This is a genomic window from Rhizobium sp. AN5 (assembly GCF_900215255.1).
Lineage (GTDB): Bacteria > Pseudomonadota > Alphaproteobacteria > Rhizobiales > Rhizobiaceae > Agrobacterium > Agrobacterium tumefaciens.
This window is the reverse complement of sequence record NZ_OCMJ01000003.1, coordinates 632017-653939: the sequence shown is the minus strand read 5'-3', so window position 1 is coordinate 653939 and position 21923 is coordinate 632017. Positions and strand designations below refer to the sequence as shown.

The 21923-nt window shown below is 59.2% G+C and carries 24 protein-coding genes; 17 read left to right on the top strand and 7 right to left on the bottom strand.

Annotated features, from left to right (window positions below):
- Window positions 1–8: 8 nt before the first annotated feature.
- The 4 genes from uppV to secA all read right to left on the bottom strand — a co-directional run bounded on the left by uppV (window position 9) and on the right by secA (window position 6515).
- Window positions 9–1424, bottom strand: coding sequence for a Wzx-type polysaccharide biosynthesis protein UppV (uppV, locus tag CRP02_RS06385; protein ID WP_097170596.1), 1416 nt, complete (start codon window positions 1422–1424; stop codon window positions 9–11).
- A gap of 57 nt (window positions 1425–1481) precedes the next feature.
- Complete coding sequence (locus CRP02_RS06380) at window positions 1482–2684, bottom strand: acyltransferase family protein (RefSeq protein WP_097170595.1); 1203 nt, start codon at window positions 2682–2684, stop codon at window positions 1482–1484.
- An 81-nt stretch (window positions 2685–2765) separates the two neighbouring features.
- Window positions 2766–3659 (bottom strand): DMT family transporter, encoded by an 894-nt coding sequence (locus CRP02_RS06375; protein WP_097170594.1) that lies wholly within the window; start codon window positions 3657–3659, stop codon window positions 2766–2768.
- 147 nt (window positions 3660–3806) lie between these two features.
- Entirely contained in the window at window positions 3807–6515 is a 2709-nt protein-coding gene (secA, locus tag CRP02_RS06370) for a preprotein translocase subunit SecA (protein ID WP_097171268.1), read from the bottom strand.
- A gap of 243 nt (window positions 6516–6758) precedes the next feature.
- On the opposite strand from secA, the gene CRP02_RS06365 reads away from it, so the two are divergent.
- The 6 genes from CRP02_RS06365 to CRP02_RS06340 all read left to right on the top strand — a co-directional run bounded on the left by CRP02_RS06365 (window position 6759) and on the right by CRP02_RS06340 (window position 10924).
- Window positions 6759–7622 (top strand): peptidylprolyl isomerase, encoded by an 864-nt coding sequence (locus CRP02_RS06365; RefSeq protein ID WP_013761725.1) that lies wholly within the window; start codon window positions 6759–6761, stop codon window positions 7620–7622.
- A 92-nt stretch (window positions 7623–7714) separates the two neighbouring features.
- Window positions 7715–8956: a bifunctional glutamate N-acetyltransferase/amino-acid acetyltransferase ArgJ gene (argJ, locus tag CRP02_RS06360; protein WP_097170593.1), complete on the top strand. Its 1242-nt coding sequence runs from the start codon at window positions 7715–7717 to the stop codon at window positions 8954–8956.
- An 18-nt stretch (window positions 8957–8974) separates the two neighbouring features.
- A complete protein-coding gene (locus CRP02_RS06355; RefSeq protein ID WP_097170592.1) occupies window positions 8975–9751 on the top strand; it encodes a GNAT family N-acetyltransferase in 777 nt (258 codons plus the stop codon).
- Complete coding sequence (mutT, locus tag CRP02_RS06350; RefSeq protein WP_097170591.1) at window positions 9748–10161, top strand: 8-oxo-dGTP diphosphatase MutT; 414 nt, start codon at window positions 9748–9750, stop codon at window positions 10159–10161. Before CRP02_RS06355 ends, mutT begins: the two co-directional genes overlap by 4 nt.
- A gap of 162 nt (window positions 10162–10323) precedes the next feature.
- Window positions 10324–10638, top strand: a complete 315-nt coding sequence (locus CRP02_RS06345) for a hypothetical protein (protein WP_097170590.1) — start codon at window positions 10324–10326, stop codon at window positions 10636–10638.
- 94 nt (window positions 10639–10732) lie between these two features.
- Complete coding sequence (locus CRP02_RS06340; protein WP_174003230.1) at window positions 10733–10924, top strand: Flp family type IVb pilin; 192 nt, start codon at window positions 10733–10735, stop codon at window positions 10922–10924.
- 17 nt (window positions 10925–10941) lie between these two features.
- On the opposite strand, the gene CRP02_RS06335 is transcribed toward CRP02_RS06340, so the two are convergent.
- Window positions 10942–11823, bottom strand: a complete 882-nt coding sequence (locus CRP02_RS06335; RefSeq protein WP_097171267.1) for a methyltransferase domain-containing protein — start codon at window positions 11821–11823, stop codon at window positions 10942–10944.
- A gap of 144 nt (window positions 11824–11967) precedes the next feature.
- On the opposite strand from CRP02_RS06335, the gene CRP02_RS06330 reads away from it, so the two are divergent.
- Genes CRP02_RS06330 through CRP02_RS06315 form a run of 4 tightly spaced genes read left to right on the top strand, consistent with a single transcriptional unit; the run spans window position 11968 to window position 14380 of the window.
- Window positions 11968–12759, top strand: a complete 792-nt coding sequence (locus CRP02_RS06330) for a ComF family protein (protein WP_097170588.1) — start codon at window positions 11968–11970, stop codon at window positions 12757–12759.
- A 60-nt stretch (window positions 12760–12819) separates the two neighbouring features.
- The gene (gene grxC, locus CRP02_RS06325; protein ID WP_003511229.1) at window positions 12820–13074 is read left to right on the top strand and encodes a glutaredoxin 3; all 255 of its coding nucleotides are present in this window, start codon (window positions 12820–12822) and stop codon (window positions 13072–13074) included.
- Window positions 13075–13103: 29 nt separating this feature from the next.
- Window positions 13104–13955 (top strand): carbon-nitrogen hydrolase family protein, encoded by an 852-nt coding sequence (locus CRP02_RS06320; protein ID WP_097170587.1) that lies wholly within the window; start codon window positions 13104–13106, stop codon window positions 13953–13955.
- A complete protein-coding gene (locus CRP02_RS06315) occupies window positions 13952–14380 on the top strand; it encodes a DUF1178 family protein (protein ID WP_097170586.1) in 429 nt (142 codons plus the stop codon). Before CRP02_RS06320 ends, CRP02_RS06315 begins: the two co-directional genes overlap by 4 nt.
- A gap of 82 nt (window positions 14381–14462) precedes the next feature.
- Here the strand turns inward: CRP02_RS06315 and ubiG are convergent, their stop codons facing one another.
- Window positions 14463–15209 (bottom strand): bifunctional 2-polyprenyl-6-hydroxyphenol methylase/3-demethylubiquinol 3-O-methyltransferase UbiG, encoded by a 747-nt coding sequence (gene ubiG / locus CRP02_RS06310; protein ID WP_097171266.1) that lies wholly within the window; start codon window positions 15207–15209, stop codon window positions 14463–14465.
- Between the two features lie 39 nt (window positions 15210–15248).
- Here ubiG and CRP02_RS27710 point away from each other — a divergent pair, with 39 nt between their 5' ends.
- Together CRP02_RS27710 and CRP02_RS06305 are read left to right on the top strand one after the other, a co-directional pair.
- Window positions 15249–15467, top strand: a complete 219-nt coding sequence (locus CRP02_RS27710) for a hypothetical protein (protein ID WP_210200296.1) — start codon at window positions 15249–15251, stop codon at window positions 15465–15467.
- Entirely contained in the window at window positions 15468–16271 is an 804-nt protein-coding gene (locus CRP02_RS06305; protein ID WP_003511225.1) for an SH3 domain-containing protein, read from the top strand.
- A 68-nt stretch (window positions 16272–16339) separates the two neighbouring features.
- Here the strand turns inward: CRP02_RS06305 and CRP02_RS06300 are convergent, their stop codons facing one another.
- A complete protein-coding gene (locus tag CRP02_RS06300; protein ID WP_097170585.1) occupies window positions 16340–16591 on the bottom strand; it encodes a DUF2934 domain-containing protein in 252 nt (83 codons plus the stop codon).
- A 281-nt stretch (window positions 16592–16872) separates the two neighbouring features.
- On the opposite strand from CRP02_RS06300, the gene CRP02_RS06295 reads away from it, so the two are divergent.
- The 5 genes from CRP02_RS06295 (at window position 16873) to CRP02_RS06275 (ending at window position 21922) form a co-directional block, all read left to right on the top strand.
- Window positions 16873–17943: an enoyl-CoA hydratase/isomerase family protein gene (locus CRP02_RS06295; RefSeq protein ID WP_097170584.1), complete on the top strand. Its 1071-nt coding sequence runs from the start codon at window positions 16873–16875 to the stop codon at window positions 17941–17943.
- Between the two features lie 173 nt (window positions 17944–18116).
- Window positions 18117–19103, top strand: coding sequence for a thiosulfate ABC transporter substrate-binding protein CysP (gene cysP, locus CRP02_RS06290; RefSeq protein WP_065659633.1), 987 nt, complete (start codon window positions 18117–18119; stop codon window positions 19101–19103).
- Window positions 19104–19157: 54 nt separating this feature from the next.
- Complete coding sequence (gene cysT, locus CRP02_RS06285; RefSeq protein WP_013761717.1) at window positions 19158–20000, top strand: sulfate ABC transporter permease subunit CysT; 843 nt, start codon at window positions 19158–19160, stop codon at window positions 19998–20000.
- A gap of 3 nt (window positions 20001–20003) precedes the next feature.
- A complete protein-coding gene (gene cysW / locus CRP02_RS06280; protein ID WP_003511217.1) occupies window positions 20004–20891 on the top strand; it encodes a sulfate ABC transporter permease subunit CysW in 888 nt (295 codons plus the stop codon).
- A 5-nt stretch (window positions 20892–20896) separates the two neighbouring features.
- On the top strand, window positions 20897–21922 hold the full coding sequence (locus CRP02_RS06275; RefSeq protein ID WP_097170583.1) for a sulfate/molybdate ABC transporter ATP-binding protein: 1026 nt from the start codon (window positions 20897–20899) through the stop codon (window positions 21920–21922).
- Window position 21923 lies beyond the last annotated feature (1 nt).

Sequence of the window (21923 nt, the reverse complement as noted above, 5' to 3'; positions counted from 1 at the left end):
GCTTATCGTTACACCGCCTTCCCAGTGTCTTGACCCGCCCGGGGATCGTTGAAGGCAAAAAGGACGATCCCGAGTGTGCGGCGAATGGCAATATGCAATAGCACAGCTTCTATGCACATTGCTATCGCGACAGCTGCCGCAGCGCCTGTCAGACCATAGACCGGAATCAACACCATGTTGAGCATAATGTTACAACCGAAGATAATAATATAAAGAGCTACGCACAATTTTTGTTTGCCGGCCATATTCAGCAGCGTTTCTCCCGGGCCGATCAGCGCTTTTGCGAGGAAGCCGGCAAAGAGGAAGAACATCAGCCCGTAACCCTGTACGAAGCCGGGACCGAACAGCGACAGCAGGAAAGGCCCTGCCAGAAGCACCAGACAGCCAACGGCAAGCGATGGCCAGAAGGCCCAGCGCGCCGCCTGGCTGGCGAACCCGGCCAGCCCCTGCCTGTCATTGGCCGCAATGAGCGCGGCTAAACGCGGGGCCGCAGCCGCCTGCACGGAGAAAAACACGAATTGCATCAGCACGATCGTTTTTGCCGCGGCAAAATAGATGCCGACCTGATCCGGCGGCAAATATAGACCGACGATTACCACATCTGAATTGGTCATCAAAAAACCGATGCCGTCGATCAGGAACATCGGAAAGGCAAACCGTATCCACGGACGGAAATGCACCCTGCGGGCAACACTGCGGAAATGCCGGTTGAGCCGGCGGTTCATGAACACGAAGTGGAAAAGCGTGGTGACATAGGTGGCCAAAAGGGCCGCAAGCATCGCTGTCGTCGCGGTTTTTTCCGCGCCGAGACGGATCGCCACCAGCATGAACAGCAGGATCAGCACCGGGCGGATGATATAGGTGGGGCTGAGGGCTGAAACCGCCCAGCCGTTGGCACGCGCGGTTCCGTTCAGCACATCGCCAAGCGCCACCATCGGCAGGGTGAAAAGCGCCAGCGAAACCGGAATGAGGTAGTAGGCGGAGATGCGCTCGCCGAAGAAATACAGGAAGACGAAACCGAAAAATGCAAGCGTGCTTGCCGAAAGCATGGCGAAGAGGCGCGCCGTAGAGGTCAGACCCATGATCTTGTCATGGGCATCCTCCAGGCGGTAGCCGGGCAAAAAGCGGATGACGGTGGTGTGAAAGCCGAGACAGGAGAGGTTGCCGAACAGGATGACCAGAACCCAGACAAAAGCGAACAGGCCATATTCGAATTCGCCCATCAGGCGGGCAAGGATGATCTGTGAGATGAAAGCGATACCGGCGCTGATGATGCGCACTGCAAAGGCGACGAGCGCCATGCGCTGGGCCCGGGAGACATCGTCTCTACCGGAAACGACGACGGCGATTTTTGCCCCCAGCGGCGCCAGTTTAGCGCGCAGGCCTGCGGGTAAGGCTTTTTCCGCCGTGTTGAGGATAGCCATAATCCACACGCCATCATTTCCAGTTGAGTAGGCAACTGGATTATAAGCACCTTATCATTAACGAAGGGTTTGGGAGACAGGCACCTGTGTGCCGATATTGGCCACCGGCCTCGGTTTGCGGATCCCGTTGAAGAGAAAAAGGGCAAGCGGATTACTGCGTATCGCCTGATGCAGCAGATAGGCCGTTATCGTGGTGGCAACGACGATGATGGCGAATTCTACGATCGGCGGCAGCGAGATCAGGATGAAGAGGGTGCCGAAGGCATAAATCAGCGGGTGGTGAACCAGGTAGATGGTGAAGGAAGCGTCGGTCATTCTCCTGGCAAGCCGGCTTGGCCGGTCGAAAAAGCGGCAGGCGATGTCGATCAGCAGCCGACTTGCCGCCACGGCGGCGATTGTGGAGACGAGTACCAGCAGGGCCGAGTTCGAAAAAGGATATTCCAGCCGCAGCGTAACCGCTGCCGCGATCGCGGCAAACGCGATGACGCCCGTGAGGATGCCCGTCTGGCGGAAGCGGTGAAAAAGAGCTCGGTCGCGATGAAGCAAAGCCCCGATAAGGAAAAACGGTACGTAACGCGCGTAAGGGTCGGAGGCCCGTTCATAGAGAACGAGAAGGCTGTTCCCATTTTTGCCCGCAAGCAGGCCCGAACCGTAAACCGTCAGCTCCCATAAAACAGGGAAGGCGCAGAGCGTTGCGAAAAACGCGGCTGGATATTGACCCCGCATCCTGCCGAACCATTCTCTTGCATAGGTGAGGGGCGGGCGCCCCGCCAGAAACAGCAGGCCGGCAAGCAGAACCGAATAGGCGATGAGGGCCGGTAGGAACCATAGATGCATGATCCATTGCTCACCCGGAAGCAGCAAATCCGGCAGGTTCGCGAGCAGTCGGTCGGCGGGAATATCACCTTTGGCGATACCTGCCAGTTTCAGCAGGAAAAGCTGCGATGGCCCAAGCAAAAGCACGGCCACGATGAAGGGGACGCCAAGGCGAAGGAAACGCTGCTTGAGCCATGGCATCTTGCCCTTCCTACCGATGACCATGGTGGAAAAATAGCCGGCCACCAGAAAAAACGAAGGCATGCGGAAGGTGACGAGCGCTGCCCCAAGCGCGGTCAGGACTGGGCTGGTCTCGAAATCCTTGATGTCCCAGGGCAAAGCGTAGCTGTAGAGCAGGGAGGCGTGATAGGGAATGCCGAGCAGCATGAGGAGTGCCCGCAACGGGTCCCAATAATGCTCATAGTCTGACTTGCCCGGTTGCATTTTCCCCTCGCGTGACAAACGCGATCCCGCCTGATCCGTAACGATCGACACGACTATTGGTGGAAAACGCTAACAAACCCTTCATGCACCCGAAGGCGTGGGCGGGGCCTTTTTCTTGGGCATGAGATCAAGCACCAGTGCGCAGCCCAGAATGATGATGCCGGCACCGAACAGCTGGGGAAGCGACAGGGGTTCGTCGAGCACCAGGGCGCCAACAAGCACCGCCACAACGGTGACGGCAAATTCCACGCTGATCGCCTTCGTTGCGCCGATCGAGGAGACCAGCTTGAAATAGGTGATGTAGGTCAGGCCGCTCATGACGACCGCCTGTATCAGAAGATAACCGTAATCGACGAGATGGGGCGTTCCGGGCAAGGGCACCGCGAAAAGAAGTGGCAGGGTCATCAGGCCGCCTGTCAGGAAGGAACCGATGGTGATTTCCCAGGATCCAACCCCTTTGAGATGCAGGCTCGCAAAATTGCTGCCATAGGCGGCACAGATGCAGGCGGCGACAGCGGCAGCACAGCCAATGATAAAGCCGGATGTGACGGGAACAGCCGGAAAACCAACGAGCAGGACGATGCCGGCAAAGCCGATGACGAGACCGGCAATACCCTGCCGCGTCAGGCGTTCCAGACCCCAAATCTGCGAGATGAGCATTGAAAAAAGCGGAATGGTCGCCACCAATATGGCTGCCATCGCAGTGCCGATCTGAGGCGTCGCATAGGACAGGCCGATCAGTTGCCCGGCGACCGTCGTTGCGCCGACGATTGCGAAAGCGCGCCAGCTTGCGGAGAATGCCAGCTTCCGGCGTGCCGCCCGCGCAATGAGAAAGAGGGCTACAGCGGTTATGAGCGAGCGAAGCGTGACTGCGCCAATCCAGCCAAAGGCTGCGACGACATGTAGAAGCAGCAGGAAAGACACGCCCCACGTAATCGCGAGAAAAATATAGGCGGCAAGATCGCGAGGGGCCATGAAAGCAGTTTCCGCAAGATGATCCGGCTCCCATATGGAAAGTGCCGATACCAGTCAACACCCCGACCAGCAGCAATGATCCTGCACAAACAAAATCGCCCGTAACGCAGGTTACGGGCGATCGATTTCTGGCATAAAGCCTGGCTTTTACGCCTGTTCGTAAACGCCGTGGCAGTGCTTGTATTTCTTGCCCGAGCCGCAGGGGCACATTTCGTTGCGGCCGATACGGCCCCAGGTGGCGGGGTTGTTCGGGTCGCGGTCCTCAGCCGGTACGAAAGCGACCGGCACGCCCTGCGCCATCTCGTCTTCGCCGGTGAGGGGGTCGAGGTGATGCGCAGTCATTTCCGGCAGCTCCGGCTGCTGCGGTTCCTGCTGCACCAGTTCCACGCGCATCAGCTGGGCAGTGACGGCTTCACGCAGGTTGGTAAGCAGCGACTGGAACAGCTCGAAGGCTTCCGCCTTGTACTCCTGTAACGGATCGCGCTGGGCGTAACCGCGGAAACCGACTACGGAACGAAGGTGATCGAGGTTGACGATGTGTTCGCGCCACAGATGGTCGATTGTCTGAAGCACGACCGAGCGCTCGACATAGGTCATGATCTCCGGGCCGAAACGTTCCGCACGTTCAGCAGCGTATTTGTCCGCGGCCTCGGTAACGCGCTGAAGAATGTCGTCCTCGGCGATGCCCTCTTCCTTCGCCCATTCCTCCACCGGCAGGTCGAGGTTCAGGAACTGGGCGATACCGGCCTTGAGACCGGCGATATCCCACTGTTCCGCATAGGCATTTTCAGGAATATGCTTGGTGACGAGCGCTTCGATCACTTCGTGGCGCATGTCGGCTGCTGTTTCACCGATATTGTCGGATTCCATCAGCTCGAGGCGCTGCTCGAAGATGACCTTGCGCTGATCGTTCAGCACGTCGTCATATTTCAGCAGGTTCTTACGGGTCTCGAAGTTACGAGCTTCGACCTTCTTCTGGGCGCGTTCCAGCGCCTTGTTGATCCACGGATGGACGATGGCCTCGCCGTCCTTCAGGCCGAGCTTCTGCAGCATGCTGTCCATGCGCTCGGAACCGAAGATGCGCATCAGGTCGTCCTGAAGCGACAGATAGAACTTGGAGCGGCCGGGGTCGCCCTGGCGTCCGGAACGGCCACGCAGCTGGTTGTCGATACGGCGGCTTTCGTGGCGCTCGGTCGCGATGACGTAGAGACCGCCGGCGGCAAGCGCCTTTTCCTTGAGAACCTTGATCTCGGCGCGGATGGCCGCTTCCTTCGCATCACGCTCGGGACCCGGCTCCATGCCTTCCAGCTCGCGCTCCAGACGCATCTCGACGTTGCCGCCGAGCTGGATGTCCGTACCACGACCGGCCATGTTGGTGGCGATGGTGACCGCACCGGGAACACCGGCCTGCGAAACGATATAGGCTTCCTGCTCGTGGTAACGGGCGTTCAGAACCTGGAAATCGGTAAAGCCGGACTGGCGCAGCATGTGGGCCAGAAGCTCGGACTTCTCGATGGAGGTCGTGCCGACGAGAACCGGCTGGCCACGATCATGCGCCGCCTTGATCTCGGCGATGATGGCGAGGAACTTCTCTTCGCCGGTACGATAAACCTCGTCGTCCTCGTCGATGCGCTGGATCGGCAGGTTGGTCGGCACCTCGATGACGTCGAGGCCGTAGATGTTGCCGAACTCTTCAGCTTCCGTCGATGCCGTACCGGTCATGCCTGCAAGCTTTGCATACATGCGGAAGTAGTTCTGGAAGGTGACGGAAGACAGTGTCTGGTTTTCCGGCTGGATCTGCACCTTTTCCTTGGCTTCCAGCGCCTGGTGCTGGCCTTCGGAATAACGACGGCCCGGCATCATGCGGCCGGTGAATTCGTCGATGATGACGATCTCGTCGTTGCGGACGATGTAGTCCTTGTCGCGGGTGAAGAGCTTGTGGGCCTTCAGCGCATTGTTGATGTGGTGAACGATGGCGACGTTTTCGATGTCGTAAAGCGATTCGCCCTTGAGCAGACCCGCCTGCCGCAGCAGGTTTTCGAGCTTCTCGGTGCCGTCTTCGGAGAAGTTGGCCGAACGCTGCTTTTCATCGATTTCGTAATCTTCCGGCGACAGAAGCGGAATGAAGGCGTCGATGGTGTTGTAGAGATCGGAGCGGTCGTCCAGCGGGCCGGAGATGATCAGCGGCGTGCGCGCCTCATCGACCAGAATGCTGTCCACTTCGTCGACGATCGCGTAGTTGTGGCCGCGCTGCACCATCTGGGCGCGATCATATTTCATGTTGTCGCGCAGATAATCGAAGCCAAGCTCGTTATTCGTGGCATAGGTGATGTCGCAGCCATAGGCCTCGCGGCGCTGGTCGTCATCGAGCCCGTGCACGATCACACCGGTCGTCAGACCGAGGAAACGGTAGAGCTTGCTCATCGTGGCCGCGTCGCGCTGGGCGAGGTAGTCGTTGACGGTAACGACATGCACGCCCTTGCCGGCCAGCGCATTGAGGTAGACCGCAAGGGTCGCCACCAGCGTCTTGCCTTCACCGGTCTTCATTTCAGCGATGGCGCCCTGGTGCAGGATCATGGCACCGGTCAGCTGCACATCAAAGGGTCGCATGTGCAGAACACGGCGCGACGCCTCGCGGGCGACGGCAAAAGCCGGGATCAGCAGATCGTCCAGCGATTTGCCGTCCGCAAGCTGCTGGCGGAACTCCGCCGTCTTTGCCGCCAGCGCGTCGTCGGAAAGAGCCTTGGTGGCTTCCTCCAGCGCATTGATGGCTGCGATCTTGCTTTTATAGGAGCGGACGCGGCGTTCATTTGCCGAACCGAATAATTTGCGGGCTATTCCGCCGAGGCTGACCATCTTACTGGCCCTTTCTGAAATTCCGTTTTCGCAGGCGGTTTTTTCCATCACGCCGATTTCGGCAACAAATGACGGACTTCGCCCTTCAACGTATCTGGACGCGAGGTTGCGTGACAGATAAGAGGGGGGGCAAATGATGTCAACGGTTCTGCCCGTTACAGAATGGCCACAATCCGGTGTTTGGAAGTTTTTTCAGAGCCGGAAACCATGTCTGGAGCCGGCATTGTCCCCGAAAGGTTCAAAATGTTGCGCTATAATAAAATTGCGGCTGCGGTGATTGTGGCCACGCTCGGCCTCCAGTTCCCTGCCTTTGCACAGGAAGACAAGGTTGTCGCCAAGGTCGGCGATCTGGAAATCCACCAGTCCGAACTCGACCTCGCCATGGGTAATCTCGATCCGCAGCTCGCGCAGCTTCCCGACGAGCAGAAAAAGGTCGCAGCCCTTTCCGGCGCGATCGACGTCAAGCTCCTCGTGAAGAATGCTAGCGCCGAAGGTCTGGAAAAGACCGAAGACTTCAAGAAGCGCATGGAATTCATTCAGGACCGTGAGCTGCACAACGCCTATTTCCGCAAGCATGTGGTTGACGCTGTCACCAATGAAGAGGTGAAGGCGCGCTACGACAAGGAAGTCGCAGCCTTGCCGAAGGAAGAAGAAATCAAGGCAGCCCATATTCTGGTTGCAAGCGAAGACGAAGCCAAGGACGTCATCAAGCAGCTTGATGCGGGCAAGGATTTCGCAGCACTTGCCAAGGAAAAGTCGACCGACTCCAACAAGGATGATGGCGGCGATCTCGGCTGGTTCGGCAAGGGCCGCATGGTTCCGGAATTCGAAGAGGCCGCTTTCGGTCTCGAAAAGGGCGCCTACACCAAGACGCCTGTCAAGACGCAGTTCGGCTTCCACGTCATCAAGCTGGAAGACAAGCGCATCGCACCGCCGCCGGCTTTCGAGCAGGTCGAGCCGCAGGTTCGTCAGCTTGTCATGCGTGACAAGTACGTTGCCCTCATCGAGAAGGCAAAGGCTGACCAGAAGATCGAAATCATGGATGAGACGCTGAAGAAGGGCTACGACGAAGCCACGAAGGAACAGCAGGCACAGCCGCAGCAGTAATAAAACCATGTTACGGGGCGGCCACAGGCCGCCCCGCTTCATCTCAGGCACTTTCAAACCTTCCCCGTTTCCAGAATCTCAGGCGCTTTCCCATGTCCGTTGCCGTTTCCCCGCTCGCTCCGAAATCCTATCCCGACATGCCCGCGCTGCGTGGTGTTCGCATGGCGACGGCTGCGGCCGGCATCAAGTACAAGAACCGGACCGATGTTCTGTTGATGGTGTTCGACAAGCCGGCAAGCGTGGCCGGCGTTTTCACAAAATCGAAATGCCCCTCGGCCCCCGTTGATTTCTGCCGCGCCAATCTCGGCGGCGGCGTGGCGCGTGCCGTGGTGGTCAATTCCGGTAACGCAAATGCCTTTACCGGCGTCAAAGGCAAGGCAGCGACCGAGTTGACGGCGAAATCCGCAGCCGCTGCCGTCGGCTGCTCTGAAAACGAAGTGTTTCTGGCATCGACCGGCGTAATCGGCGAACCGCTTGATGCCAACAAGTTCGCCGGGGTTCTGGGCGACATGCAGGGCATGGCCGAAGCCGATTTCTGGCAGGAAGCCGCCAAGGCAATCATGACGACCGACACTTATCCCAAGGTCGCGACCCGCACGGCCGAAATCGGCGGTGTCGTGGTCACCATCAACGGTATCGCCAAGGGTGCCGGCATGATCGCTCCCGATATGGCGACGATGCTTTCCTTCGTGGTGACGGATGCCGATATTGATCCGGCCGCGCTGCAATCGCTGCTTTCCGCCGGTGTCGGCCCGACCTTCAATTCCGTGACTGTTGACAGCGACACCTCCACTTCCGATACGCTGATGTTGTTCGCGACGGGTGCGGCGGCTGAGGACGGTCAGGTCAAGGTGACGCGCGCCGATGACCAGCGGCTTTCCTCCTTCCGCGCCGCCTTGAACGATCTCCTGAAAGATCTGGCCCTGCAGGTGGTTCGCGATGGCGAAGGCGCACGCAAGATGGTCGAAGTTACCGTTACCGGCGCGGAAAACGATGTCGCTGCCAAGAAGATCGCCCTTTCGATTGCCAACTCACCGCTGGTGAAGACCGCGGTTGCCGGCGAAGATGCCAATTGGGGTCGCGTCGTCATGGCTGTGGGCAAATCCGGTGAAATGGCCGACCGTGATCGCCTTGCCATCTGGTTCGGCGGCGTGCGCGTTGCCGTTAATGGCGAACGCGATCCGGATTATTCGGAAGCGGAGACCACCGCCGTGATGCGGCTGGAAGACATTCCGGTGAAGGTTGACATCGGTCTCGGTGAGGGCACGGCCACCGTATGGACCTGCGACCTGACCAAGGAATATGTTGCGATCAACGGCGACTACCGGAGCTGACCGTTGGAGCCGAAGAGAATGCAGGACAATAAAATCGTCAATCTGCCGCTGGTTCGCCGTCTGGAAGCAGTCAGCTTTCGGGCTTGGCCGGCCTCGTCGGTGATTTATGACGGTAGCTGGCAAATCCGCCTGACGGGGTCGCATCCATCAAAACGCATCAATTGCGTGGTGCCGCTCGATCCTTCCGATTATGGAAACTGCGCGGTGCGGCTGGAAAAGGCGCGCAAGCGCTTCGAGGATTTCGGCCGTCCGCTGGTGGTGCGCGAAACGACGCTGATGCCGCCGCAGCTCAAGGATTTTCTGGTAAAGGACGGCTGGTCCATGGTTGAGGAGGTCAAGGTCATGACGGCCGATCTAACTGGCATGGAACTGCCGGAAACGCTGGTCAGCCTGCCGAGCCACGATATTGGCCGTTTTGTCGAGGCGAGCATCAAGGTCAGCGATGGCGACCCGACCCTGCGCCCGGCGATCGCTGAAATCCTCAGTTCGATCAAGCCGACCCTTGGCCTGTTCATCAACGAAGAAGCAGGGGGCAGCGCACTCGCCACCGTTATCTGCGTGCAGGATAACGATCTTGCCGGCATTCTTTCCCTTGATGTCGAGAAGTCGCAGCGGAAAAAGGGCCTCGGCACGCAGCTGCTGGCGTCAGCACTGCGCTGGGCCCGCATCAGCGGTGCCAAAAGTGCTTGGTTGCAGGTCGTTTCCACAAATGCGCCCGCGATTGCACTTTATGAAAAATTCGGCTTCACCGAGGCCTATTCCTATCGCTACTGGCGCAAGGCTGGTGAAGAATGAGCGAAGCGGGCAAAAAAATCCTGCTGGTTGCCGCCTGCGCCCTTCTCGATCAGGACGGCCGTATTCTTCTGGCGCAACGACCTGAGGGCAAGTCGCTTGCCGGCCTGTGGGAATTTCCAGGCGGCAAGGTGGAACAAGGCGAAACACCGGAGGAGACCCTTGTCCGCGAGCTGGACGAGGAGTTGGGTATCAGGACCAAGATAGCCTGCCTCGCGCCGCTGACGTTCGCCAGCCATACCTACGAGACTTTTCACCTGCTGATGCCGCTCTATGTGTGCCGTCGTTATGAAGGCATGGCCCATGGGCGCGAAGGACAGGCAATTAAATGGGTGAAGCCGCAGGCTCTGCGTGATTATCCGATGCCGCCGGCCGACGAGCCGCTCATCCCCTTCCTTCAGGATTTGCTTTAAAGCGAACTACCTGGCGGGTTCCATCCCCTCGCGCAGCCTGTTGAAAACATCCCGCAACTCCCCTTTGCCGTGCCAAAACGAGGCTGTGTTAACAGATCGTTCAGCACCCTCTGGCAGATTGTTAAGCTAAAGAAGCGGTAAACTGCGCGTATGAGGTTGGCTATGAACGAGGATTTCTGGAAGACGGTGGAAGGTCGTCAGTCTTACTCCAACAAATCCCGTCGCACCGGCGTTCTTAATGTCGCGTTGCTTTTCGGGACGGCTGTGATTGCCCTTTCCCTGATCGTCACCCCCATGCTTGCCGGAAAATCATCAACGCGCGTCGCGCAGTTCTCCGACAATTACGACATGATAAGCACCGGCTCCATCAAGAAGACCGATGCTGGCAAGACCTATTCCATCCGCCGCAGCATAACCCAGCCGATGCCGGAGATGCCCTGTGTCGTGACGGGCTATAGCAACGAGAGCGGTTGCTGATCGTTTACCATCATCGGTAACGGATTCCTCACGCCCGTGGCATAGTATAAATTCGATTTTAGTAAGATATAGTGCCGGTTAGCGTAAGCACCGGATGGCGGATGGAGAATATCCCGTGCTGCATTGTTTTATTCGTTTCTTTAAAGACGAAAACGGCGCGACCGCAGTCGAATACGGCCTGATCGTCGGCATTATTTCCGCCGCCATCATCGGTAGCGGAACCACCATCGGCAGCAACATCAATGCAGTATTCCAGTTCCTCGCCGATACTTTTGCCAACATCTGAGGCCTGCGCTACGCCTATCAGGAAAGCTTGACTTCGGTCGTCTTCAAGGCATCGGCAAGGCGCATTTTGGCGGAACCAGGTTTCAGCGGTTTCTGCTGGCTCTCGTGCGGTGCCCAGCCTGAGACATAGATGATGGAAAATGTGGCTCTGATCCGCCCGTCCGGATCGGAATAACGTTCGGCGTAAAGCTCCGCTGCCCGCAGGAAAAAAGCGCGGTTGAGCGGTTTTCTGCTGCGGCTTGCCAGCGGATTGGCCATGCCCATGGCGCGCAGATCGCGCATCAGCGGAAAAATCGAGTCGTAACGCACCGTATAAGTTTCCGCGTCGGTGACGGGAAGCGCAAAACCGGCACGCTGCAACAGTGCGCCAACATCGCGCACATCGGCAAAGGGAATGACGCGCGGGCTGGCGCCGCCGGTCAACTCCGCTTCTGCCGTCAACAGCACGTCGCGCAGTTCCTGCAATGTGCCGCTGCCGGGAATGGCTCCGAGAAACAGCCCGTCCGGCTTTAGCGCCCGCCTTATCTGGATCAACGCACCGGGGGTGTCGTTGGTGAGGTGGAGGGCAAGCGGGGAAACAATGAGGTTGGCGGAGGCTTCTTCGAGCGGCAGATGCTCCATGGAGGCCACCTGCGGCACATTCCCATCCGTCGCAAAGGAGGTATCCGTCTCGATACGGCGGATAGCATCCACCTTGCCCGTCTCGGTCAAGCGCCGGGCGGTGATGCCCGTCCCGCCGTACAGTTCGATTGCGGTTTCGAAACGGCGCTCGACGATGGCGAGCCTGTCGGCAAACTCGTCGGCGGCCATGTCGAGAAGAAACAGGGCCTTGTCGTCACGCCGGTTCCACGCCCGGCGGCGATTTTGTTCGATCAGGGCCTGGTCAAAGAGAATATCCATCGTCGTGCCTGCTCGGCTTGTAGCGCCTTTGGGATCGGCGGGCCGCATCGTTGCTGTCATGCCGCTTCGGGCATTGTTTTTCCGGTCAGAGGCCGAAACATATCTCTCTCGCAAAGGCACCCGTTCGGCGCTAAAGTCAACCTCATGGGCACTGGTGAAGATCTGTTTTCGGGATTGCTGTCGAAGTCCGCGACGGTGTCGATGGCTGCACGCGGCGTGTTGCACTCGGCCTTCCGCATGGTCTATCCGCCCACTTGCGCAGGCTGTTCTCGCATGACCGGCGGCGAGGGTGCCCTGTGTGCGGATTGCTGGCGGGATGTGACCTTTATCGATCGGCCTTTTTGCGAGGTTCTGGGTATTCCCTTCTCCCGCGATCACGGCCCCGGCGTGGTGAGCGCACAAGCCATCGCCGACCCACCGCCTTTCAACCGTCTTCGTGCTGTTGCCAGTCATGAGGGAACCGCGCGTAAACTCGTGCACCGGTTGAAATATCAGGACCGGACCGATCTTGCGCGTTTCATGGCGCTGTGGATGCTGCGGGCAAGCGACGGAACGGTTGATAGCTGCGACTGTATCGTGCCGGTTCCGCTGCATCGCCACCGCTTCTGGCGTCGCCGTTTCAACCAGTCCGCTGAGCTCGCCCGGCATCTGGCCAAGGCCGCCGGCAAACCGCTGCTTGCCGGCACGCTGTTGCGCGTGAAGCCGACCGAGCGGCAGGTGGGGCTTTCCGCGCTTGCCCGGCAGGACAATGTGCGGGGTGCTTTTGCAATAGCGCCCGGCCGAAAAACCGATGTTTACGGCAAGCGAGTGGTGCTGGTGGATGATGTTTATACCACTGGTGCGACGGTGGGCGCGGCAAGTCGCGTCTTGCGGAAGGCGGGTGCCACGGATGTGACCGTTTTGACCTTTGCAATGGCCATTTCCGGCCCTATATGAAGCCTGAATGAAACGAGGATATTGTGCGTTTCAGCACACGTTTGCGAGGCTTCGAAATACATGGCACCGGTAACGATCTATACACGGGATTTTTGTGGTTATTGCGCGCGCGCCAAGGCGTTGCTGGACAGCAAGGGCGTCGATTATGCCGAATATAACGCGACGACGACGCCGGAATACCGGCAGGAAATGATCGAGAAATCCGGCGGAACCACCTTCCCGCAAATCTTCATCAACGGCCAGCATATCGGCGGTTGCGACGATCTGCATGCACTGGAGCGTGCTGGCAAACTCGACGTTATGCTTGCCGCTTAATCGGCTCGATTTTCGATACGGAGGACGTGATGATTTTCAAGGCTGCCGCCATTCAGATGCGCTCGGGTGTCGATACGGTGAAAAACGCCGCCGATATGGAGCGCCTTGTACGTGTTGCTGCGGCTGCGGGCGCTGTCTATGTTCAGACGCCGGAAATGACCGGCGCTCTCCAGAAGGACAGGCAGGCGCTTCGCGCCCAGCTGCGTGACGACGATGGCGATATCATCGTTGCGACTGCCGCCCGGCTGGCACGCGAACTCGGCATCCATGTCCATGTCGGCTCGACAGCGATTGCCCGCCCGGATGGCAAGATTGCCAATCGCGGTTTTCTGTTTGCGCCTGACGGTTCGCGCATCTGCAGCTATGACAAGATCCATATGTTCGATGTCGATCTAGACAATGGCGAAAGCTGGCGCGAAAGTGCGGCTTATGAACCCGGCGCTGTCGCTTGCGTTGCTGAACTGCCACTGGGGAAATTCGGCTTTGCGATCTGCTACGATGTGCGCTTCCCGCAGCTTTTCCGGGCGGAGGCACTCGCCGGCGCCGAGGTTCTGACGGTTCCGGCCGCCTTCACCCGTCAGACGGGTGAAGCCCACTGGGAAATTCTGCTGCGTGCCCGCGCCATTGAAAACGGCGCTTTCGTCATTGCCGCCGCACAGGCCGGCCTGCATGAGGACGGGCGGGTCACGTTCGGCCATTCCATCATCATCGACCCCTGGGGCAAGGTACTGGCAATGGCCGGTGGCGCCGGGGAAGAGATCATTTTCGCAGAGATCGACACGTCTCTCGTGGCTGCAGCGCGTGGGAAAATCCCCAATCTGCGCAATGCCCGTGAGTTCGGACTGGACACGGTTATTCCTGCTGGAGGTGAGGCGGCGTGATCCGTTATGCGCTGGCCTGTGAAAAGGGCCATGAGTTCGAAGGCTGGTTTTCCGGGAGCGACGATTTCGACAATCAGTTGCAGCGCGGCTTCCTGTCCTGCCCGATGTGCAATTCCCCGCAGGTTTCCAAAGTTCTGATGGCGCCTTCGGTCTCCACCGCCCGCAAAAAAGACGACCGCCAGACGCTCGCCATGGACGCGGCCAGAAAAGAGGCGCTCGCAAAAATCCGCGAAGCGGTTGCCAATATTCGCGCGAATGCGGAAGATGTCGGCGATAAATTTCCCGAAGAAGCCCGCAAGATCCACTATGGCGAGGCCGACGAACGCGGCATCATCGGCCACGCCTCTGCCCAGGACGTCAAGGCCTTGATTGACGAGGGCATCGAGATTGCGCCGTTGCCGGTGCTGCCCGATGATGTGAATTGAGTTTGCTTACGATTTTGATGACGTCCACCACTTAGGGCGACGTCATCCGTCGTTCATGACAGGAGAGTTGGGTGCGCTGGCTTCACGCGGGTCTTTTCGCCAGCATCATGTAGTTGACTTCCATGTCCGGCGAGAGGTTCCAGCGGTCCTGCAATACGTTGTAGAAGACGCCGGTACGGTGGACGATATCCATGCCGCTGGCCACCAGCGGCCGTTCAAGCTCTTCCGGGCGAACCAGCTTCTCATATTGGTGGGTGCCGCGCGGCAGCCAGCGCAATACGTTTTCGGCGGCAAAGATCGCGAGCGCGCGGGCTTTCAGCGTGCGGTTGATGGTGGCGGCGAACATCAACCCGCCGGGGCGCACCATTTTCGCGCAGGTGGTGACGAAGAGATCGACATTGGCCACATGCTCGACCACTTCCATGTTGAGGACGACGTCGAAGGTTTCGCCCGCCTCCAGCAACTGTTCGGCGGTCAGGGCGCGGTAGTCGACGCTGACACCGCTTTCACGGGCGTGGGTGGAGGCAATGCCGATATTCTTTTCTGAAGGGTCGGCGCCTACCACGTCCGCGCCCATGCGCGCCACGGGTTCGGAAAGCAGGCCGCCGCCGCAGCCGATATCCAGCACACGCAGCCCTTCAAGCGGGCGGTGCGCCTTCGGGTCGCGGCCGAAATTATCGCAGATGCGGTTGCGGATATATTCAAGCCGCACCGGGTTGAATTTGTGCAGCGGCCGGAACTTGCCCGTCGGGCTCCACCATTCCGCAGCCATCGCGGAGAAGCGATCCACCTCGCTCTGGTCGACGGTCGTCTGTGCGGTTTCGCTCATGGTTCTGCTCCATATTGCTGTTGCATTGAAGTCGGATGATTGACCCCCGAAGTCAAGACCGGCGGCACATTCCATCGGCAAATTCCCGGGTGCTTCATTGCCGCAGGTGGAACTGAAACGGGCTGCGATTTGTTTCATGCTGCGTTCATGGAACACGGCGTATTTTCCAGTCATGGCAGTATGTGGAACGCATGCTCGTGCATCGAAATCGATGGACGCCGACAAGGGCAAAGCGGGCTTTTGCTTGAGGAGAAGTAAGTGAAGAAAAAACTGTTTGGCGCAATTGCGCTGGTGGCCATGCTCGCCGCGCCGGCACTTGCCGAAGCTGCGACTCGCGGCTTTGCCACCGCGAATGTGAATATGCGCTCCGGTCCGAGCACAGCCTATCCGGCCGTCGTCGTGATCCCGGTCGGCGCACCATTGACGGTACATGGCTGCCTGTCCGATACGCCGTGGTGCGACGTCTCTTTCGTCAGCGGTCGTGGTTGGGTCGCCGGTCGTTACATCCAGACGACGTTCAGGCAGAACCGGGTCTACGTTGAGCCGCGTTATTACCGCGATCTCGGCGTTCCTGTGATCACCTTCGAAGCCGGTCGTTACTGGGACCGTTATTATCGTGACCGCGACTTCTACCGCGAGCGTGACCGCTGGCGTCGTCCGCCGCCATCCGGCGGTTACTGGAATGCTGCGCCTCCGCCGCCGCGCGGTGACTGGGAACGCCCGCGTCCACGCGACGAATGGCGTGATGGCCGCCGGGATGAATGGCGCGATCCGCGTCAGGGCGGTGGACCGAATGACGGCCGCTGGGAGCGCCGTTACGGCGACTGGAACCAGGGTGACAGAAACCGGGGCGACGGAAACCAGGACAGGCCACGTCGAGATGGTGACCGTCCGCGGTTTGAGGAAGAAAACCGTGACCGCAATCGCGATCGCCAGCCAAATCAGGACGAAGGACAGCGTCGTCCAGAGCGCCGCCAGTGGGATGATCCACGCCGCGCGCCCGCCTCGGAAAACTTTCAGGGCGGTTGCCGGGTCGGTGATCCCGGTTGCGATCCGCGATAAACAGACAAAGCCCGGCGAGATTTCGTCGGGCTTTTCATTTGCCGGTTCAGATTATCACGAGAGTACTTTTATTTCGCGGTAGCTGCCTTGCGTGTACGGGCCTTGGGCTTTGCCGGGGCTTCTGCCTCCGGCTCCGCAGCAGCGGTCTTCGGCGCTGCTTTCTTGCGCTGGGCAGGCTTGGTCGCTTCCGATGTCTTCAGCAGCGAAAATTCATGCTTTGCCTGTTCCCAATGGTCCGCGTCACGGCCATGGGGATGGCCTTCCTTTTCCCAAAGTGTATAGGCCCGTTTGCTGATCCACTCTTGTTCCGAAACCTGCATGCTCGTCTCCCGTTGCTGTTGACAACGCCTTTGACAAGGCGACATTCCGCTTGGTCCGGCACACGCTCGACAGGAATCAATGCCGGCATTTCAAACTCCATTACATGCCATGATTTTCCGGGCGTCAAGCAAACATGCTGCATTGCGAAAGCGGATTTCAGGCATTTTACGCGGGTGAAAGCGGTTTGAGCGAAAGACGTTCCTGAAACACAAGATCAACGTTGCGTGATCGCGCCCGGGCCGCCAAGATGGGCTGGTGAACGGTAGCGGAGGAGGCGACCTTGGAAGTTGCAACGGAAGCGGAGACGCAGGTCGTCATCGAGAGACGGGGAGGGGCCGGCATCATCCACCTGAACCGTCCGAAAGCCATCAACAGCCTGACGCTGCCGATGGTTCGTGCCATGCTTCAGGCGCTTCACCGTTTCGAGGATGACCCTGACGTTTCCTGCGTGGTGCTGACAGGAGAAGGCGACAGGGGGCTCTGTGCCGGGGGTGATGTCCGCATCATCCACGATCTCGGCAAAGCGGGCGATCCGCAGGTGCTGGATTTCTGGCGCGAAGAGTTTCCGCTGAATTATCGCATTGCCCGCTTTGGTAAACCTTACGTCGTGTTGATGGACGGCATCGTCATGGGTGGCGGCGTCGGCATTTCCGCCCATGGCAGCCACCGCATCGTCACCGAGCGGACGAAGCTTGCCATGCCGGAAACCGGTATCGGCTATTTCCCTGACGTCGGCGGTTCCTGGCTTTTGCCCAGAGCACCGGGCGAATGCGGCGCCTGGCTGGGGCTGACAGGCAATGCGGTCACTGCTGCCGACGCGATCTATGCCGGTTTTGCCGATTGTTTCGTCCCTTCTGCGCGCCTTACAGATTTGGTGGAGAATCTATCACAAGCGCTCGATCCTGATGGTGTCGAGGCGGTAATCGGAACTTATGCCGTCGAAGCTGGTGAGGGCGTCCTCTCTGCACACCGTGAGATCATCGACGCGGCATTCCGTTTCGACACGGTCGAGGAGATTTTCGCAGCACTTTCGGAGCGTGACGATACGTTTTCGCGCGAGACTCTGGAAATTCTCAAAAAACGCTCCCCTACCAGTCTCAAACTAACCCTGAAACTGCTGCGTCTGGGGCGGGAAAGCGCCAGCCTCATCGAATGCCTTGAACGGGAATTTGCCGCTGGCACAGAGATATTGCGGGGTCATGATTTTTATGAGGGCGTGCGTGCGGCCCTGGTCGACAAGGACCGCAATCCGCGCTGGCGACCGGCACAGCTGGAAGAGGTGCGTGAAGAAGACCTTCTGCCATATTTTACCAAACATTCCGGTAATCTCTTTCCGGAGCACCGCCTTTAGATTGCGCAGCGCAAAAGAAATCCGGCTTGCGGACATATATGAAATCATCGCCTTTTGAATTGCTGTTGCTTGGGTGAAATTTCTAACCTCCTGCGGCTTAACGCACGGCTGTTGCTCGCGGGCGTTGTCGCCCCCCGTTATGTTGACGACCATTCGATTTTCCGGGGGTATTCATGAAACGTCTTCTCATTATCGGCACTGCCATTGCCGCTCTTTTTGCAGGTGCGGCGCAGGCGCAGTCTCCGACCACCATTCTCAACGCCTCCTACGATGTTGCCCGTGAGGTTTTCGCAGCCGAGAACGAGGCTTTCATCAAGCTGCATCCGGGTATCACGGTTGATCAGTCGCACGCCGGCACCTCCAAGCAGGCGCGTGCCATCGTTGAGGGTCTGGAAGCTGATGTCGTCACCTTCAACCAGGTAACGGATGTCGATTTTCTGGTGAAGCAGGGTTTCGTTTCCGCCGACTGGCAGAAGGATTTCGCGAACGACGCCTCGCCGTTCTATTCCTTCCCGTCCTTCCTTGTGCGTGCCGGCAATCCCAAGCACATCAAGGACTGGGACGATCTTGCCCGTGACGACGTGAAGGTGGTTTTCCCCAATCCGAAGACCTCGGGTAACGCCCGTTACACCTATCTCGCCGCCACGGCCTACGCCAAGGAGAAGTTCAACGGCGACGAGAAGAAGGTTCAGGAATTCGTCAAGAAAATCTTCGACAACACCCCTGTTTTCGACACCGGAGGCCGCGCCGCCACCACCACCTTCGTGGAACGTGAAATCGGCGACGTGCTGATCACCTTCGAAGCCGAGACCCGCGGCATTGCCAAGCAATATGGCGCCGACAAGGTTGAAGGCGTGGTGCCTTCCGTCAGCCTGCTCGCCGAATTCCCGGTCGCCGTGGTGGACAAGGTGGTCGACAAGCGCGGCTCGCGCGATCTTGCGAAGAGCTACCTCGATTTCCTCTACACCGAAGAGGGCCAGCGCATTGCTGCCGAATTCGGCCATCGCGTTCACAACGAAAAGGTTGTCGGCGAATTCAAGGACAAGTTCCCGGCCATTCGCCTCGTCAACGTCAATGACGTCTTCGGCGGCTGGAATAAAATCCAGAAAGAGCATTTTGCGTCCGGCGCAACGCTTGATACGCTCTACGGCAGCCGTTAATCACGACGATATGCAACAAGTAAAAGACCCGGCGGGAAACTGCCGGGTCGCTTTATGATGAAATGGGGGCGGGGTTTGAAGCGGAATGTTCTGCCGGGGCTTAAATTGTCCCTCGGCGTTACCCTCACTTACGTCGCCATCATCGTGCTTCTGCCGCTCTCGGCGCTGGTGTTCAAGGCGGCGAGCCTCGGGCCTGCCGAATACTGGGCTATTATCTCGTCGCCGCGTGCTGTTGCGAGCTACCGCGTCACGGTGCTCTGCGCGCTGGCCGCCACCTTGTTCAACGTCGTTTTCGGACTGGCACTTGCCTGGGTGCTGACGCGTTACCGTTTCCCCGGCTGGCGCCTTGTCGATGCAATTGTCGATCTCCCTTTTGCGCTTCCCACCGCCGTTGCCGGCATTGCGCTGACGACGCTGTTTGCGGGTAACGGCTGGTTCGGCTCGGTGCTTGCGCAATTCGGCATCAAGGTTGCCTATACGCCGCTCGGCATCATGGTCGCGATGGCCTTTACCAGTCTACCATTCATCGTGCGCACCGTGCAGCCGGTGCTCGAAGACCTCGATCCGGCATTGGAGGAGGCGGCGCAGTCGCTCGGCGGTTCCGATCTCGAAATCTTCCGCAAGGTCATCCTGCCGCTTCTGACGCCGGCTCTACTGGCCGGTCTCTCGCTCTCTTTCGCGCGCAGCCTCGGTGAGTTCGGCGCCATCATCTTCATTGCCGGCAACCAGCCGTTTTCAACCGAAATTACGGCACTGCTGATATTCATCCGGCTGGAGGAATATGATTATCAGGCCGCCGCCGCCATCGCCTCCGTGCTGCTCATCGCGGCCTTCGTAATGCTGGCGGTGACCAATTACCTGCAGGCGCGTGCGCTTCGTTATACGGTGAGGAGCTGAGACATGAGCGCCATTTCCTCGCATCGCAAGCCACCGCGCGTCGGTGACGCGCCCTGGGTTCGCCGCAGCCTGATCGCTTTTGTGCTCGTCATCGGCGCGTTCCTGGTTGTCGCTCCCCTGACCATCATCGGGGTCGAGGCTTTTTCGCAGGGGTGGAAGGTTTACTCAGCCACCATCACCCACCCCGATACGCGCCACGCCATCATGCTGACGGTGCTGACGGCGCTGATTGCCGTGCCGATCAACACGGCCTTCGGCGTCGCGGCCGCATGGGCGATCACCAAATTCGATTTTCCCGGCCGGCGCTTCCTGCTGGTGCTGATCGAGATACCCTTCTCCATCTCGCCGATCGTCGCCGGTGTCGCCTATCTCTTCGTTTACGGGCTGCAGGGGCTGTTTGGGCCGTTCCTCGATGCGCACAATATCAAGATACTCTTTGCACTACCCGGCATCGTCATCGCGTCGATGTTCGTCACGGCACCCTTTGTGGCGCGCGAGCTGATCCCATTGATGCAGGCGCAGGGCCGTGATCTCGAGGAGGCAGCGACCTCGCTTGGCGCATCCGGCTGGCGCACCTTCTTTTCGGTGACGCTACCGAATATCAAATGGGCGCTGCTCTACGGCGTCGTTCTGTGCAACGCCCGCGTCATGGGCGAATTCGGCGCGGTTTCGGTCGTATCAGGCAATATTCGCGGCCAGACCAACACGCTGCCGCTGCATATCGAGCTGCTCTACCATGATTACCAGACGGCCGGCGCCTTCGCGTCCGCCTCCATCCTCGCTTTGCTCGCCGTCGTCACCATCATCGCCAAGGTAGCGCTGGAAGGGCGTGGTGCGGGGCGCGGGGCCAAGAAGACCAGCGGCGGTGCCGCCATCGCCACGGAGACCTGATTCCCATGAAAATCCGCCTCGAAAATGTGGTGAAGACCTTCGACACGTTCCGCGCGGTGCGCGATGTTTCGCTCGATATTGAAAGTGGCGAGCTTCTGGCGCTGCTCGGCCCTTCCGGCTCCGGAAAAACCACGATTTTGCGCATGGTCGCGGGTCTCGAATATAGCGATGGCGGCCGCATCTTTTTTGGAGACGAAGACGCCACCAATATTCCGGTGCGCGATCGCGGCGTCGGTTTCGTGTTCCAGCACTACGCACTTTTTCCGCATATGACGCTGCATGAAAACATCGCGTTCGGCATGAAGGTGTCGAAGGTGAAGCGCGACAAAGCGGCGATCGATGCGCGGGTCAAGGAACTGTTGAACCTGGTCAAGCTCGACGGTCTGGGCGACCGTTTCCCGGCGCAGATTTCCGGTGGGCAGCGGCAGCGTGTGGCGCTGGCCCGTGCGCTTTCGGTCGATCCCAAAGTGCTTCTACTGGATGAGCCCTTCGGTGCGCTGGATGCCAATGTGCGCCGCGACCTGCGCCGCTGGCTGCGTGAAATTCACGGTGCACTGGGCATTACCACGATTTTCGTGACGCATGATCAGGAAGAGGCACTTGATCTCGCTGACCGCGTCGTCATCCTCAATCAGGGCGAGATCGTGCAGCAGGGCACACCGAAGGAAGTCTGCCGCCAGCCGAACAGCGCCTTCGTCATGCGCTTTCTCGGCGACGCCAACCGTGTGTCCGGCGTGGCGCGCGGCGGCAAGGTCTATGTCGGTGACAACGAACTGCCCTTCTCCTACGGTCAGGCGGATGGCGCCGTCGAGATCTATGCCCGTCCCTCCGATCTGGAATGGGAAGATCTGCACGAGGGCATTCCAGCCTCGGTTTCGCGGGTTCTCGACCGGGCAGGCGAGCGGCGGGTGATCGCCAGTACCGATGGCGGCGATCTCCTGGAATTCGACGTGCCGCCGGAAAATGATGTCGCGGCAGGCGATCGCGGTTCCGTCATCATCCGCCGTGCGAAGATTTTCCCGGCGGCTTGAG

Coding starts and splice junctions, on each gene's coding strand:
- uppV (WP_097170596.1), bottom strand. CDS start 1,424: ATGGCTATCCTCAACACGGCGGAAAAAGCCTTACCCGCAGGCCTGCGC.
- CRP02_RS06380 (WP_097170595.1), bottom strand. CDS start 2,684: ATGCAACCGGGCAAGTCAGACTATGAGCATTATTGGGACCCGTTGCGG.
- CRP02_RS06375 (WP_097170594.1), bottom strand. CDS start 3,659: ATGGCCCCTCGCGATCTTGCCGCCTATATTTTTCTCGCGATTACGTGG.
- secA (WP_097171268.1), bottom strand. CDS start 6,515: ATGGTCAGCCTCGGCGGAATAGCCCGCAAATTATTCGGTTCGGCAAAT.
- CRP02_RS06365 (WP_013761725.1), top strand. CDS start 6,759: ATGTTGCGCTATAATAAAATTGCGGCTGCGGTGATTGTGGCCACGCTC.
- argJ (WP_097170593.1), top strand. CDS start 7,715: ATGTCCGTTGCCGTTTCCCCGCTCGCTCCGAAATCCTATCCCGACATG.
- CRP02_RS06355 (WP_097170592.1), top strand. CDS start 8,975: ATGCAGGACAATAAAATCGTCAATCTGCCGCTGGTTCGCCGTCTGGAA.
- mutT (WP_097170591.1), top strand. CDS start 9,748: ATGAGCGAAGCGGGCAAAAAAATCCTGCTGGTTGCCGCCTGCGCCCTT.
- CRP02_RS06345 (WP_097170590.1), top strand. CDS start 10,324: ATGAACGAGGATTTCTGGAAGACGGTGGAAGGTCGTCAGTCTTACTCC.
- CRP02_RS06340 (WP_174003230.1), top strand. CDS start 10,733: ATGGCGGATGGAGAATATCCCGTGCTGCATTGTTTTATTCGTTTCTTT.
- CRP02_RS06335 (WP_097171267.1), bottom strand. CDS start 11,823: ATGGATATTCTCTTTGACCAGGCCCTGATCGAACAAAATCGCCGCCGG.
- CRP02_RS06330 (WP_097170588.1), top strand. CDS start 11,968: ATGGGCACTGGTGAAGATCTGTTTTCGGGATTGCTGTCGAAGTCCGCG.
- grxC (WP_003511229.1), top strand. CDS start 12,820: ATGGCACCGGTAACGATCTATACACGGGATTTTTGTGGTTATTGCGCG.
- CRP02_RS06320 (WP_097170587.1), top strand. CDS start 13,104: ATGATTTTCAAGGCTGCCGCCATTCAGATGCGCTCGGGTGTCGATACG.
- ubiG (WP_097171266.1), bottom strand. CDS start 15,209: ATGAGCGAAACCGCACAGACGACCGTCGACCAGAGCGAGGTGGATCGC.
- CRP02_RS06300 (WP_097170585.1), bottom strand. CDS start 16,591: ATGCAGGTTTCGGAACAAGAGTGGATCAGCAAACGGGCCTATACACTT.
- cysP (WP_065659633.1), top strand. CDS start 18,117: ATGAAACGTCTTCTCATTATCGGCACTGCCATTGCCGCTCTTTTTGCA.
- cysT (WP_013761717.1), top strand. CDS start 19,158: ATGATGAAATGGGGGCGGGGTTTGAAGCGGAATGTTCTGCCGGGGCTT.
- cysW (WP_003511217.1), top strand. CDS start 20,004: ATGAGCGCCATTTCCTCGCATCGCAAGCCACCGCGCGTCGGTGACGCG.
- CRP02_RS06275 (WP_097170583.1), top strand. CDS start 20,897: ATGAAAATCCGCCTCGAAAATGTGGTGAAGACCTTCGACACGTTCCGC.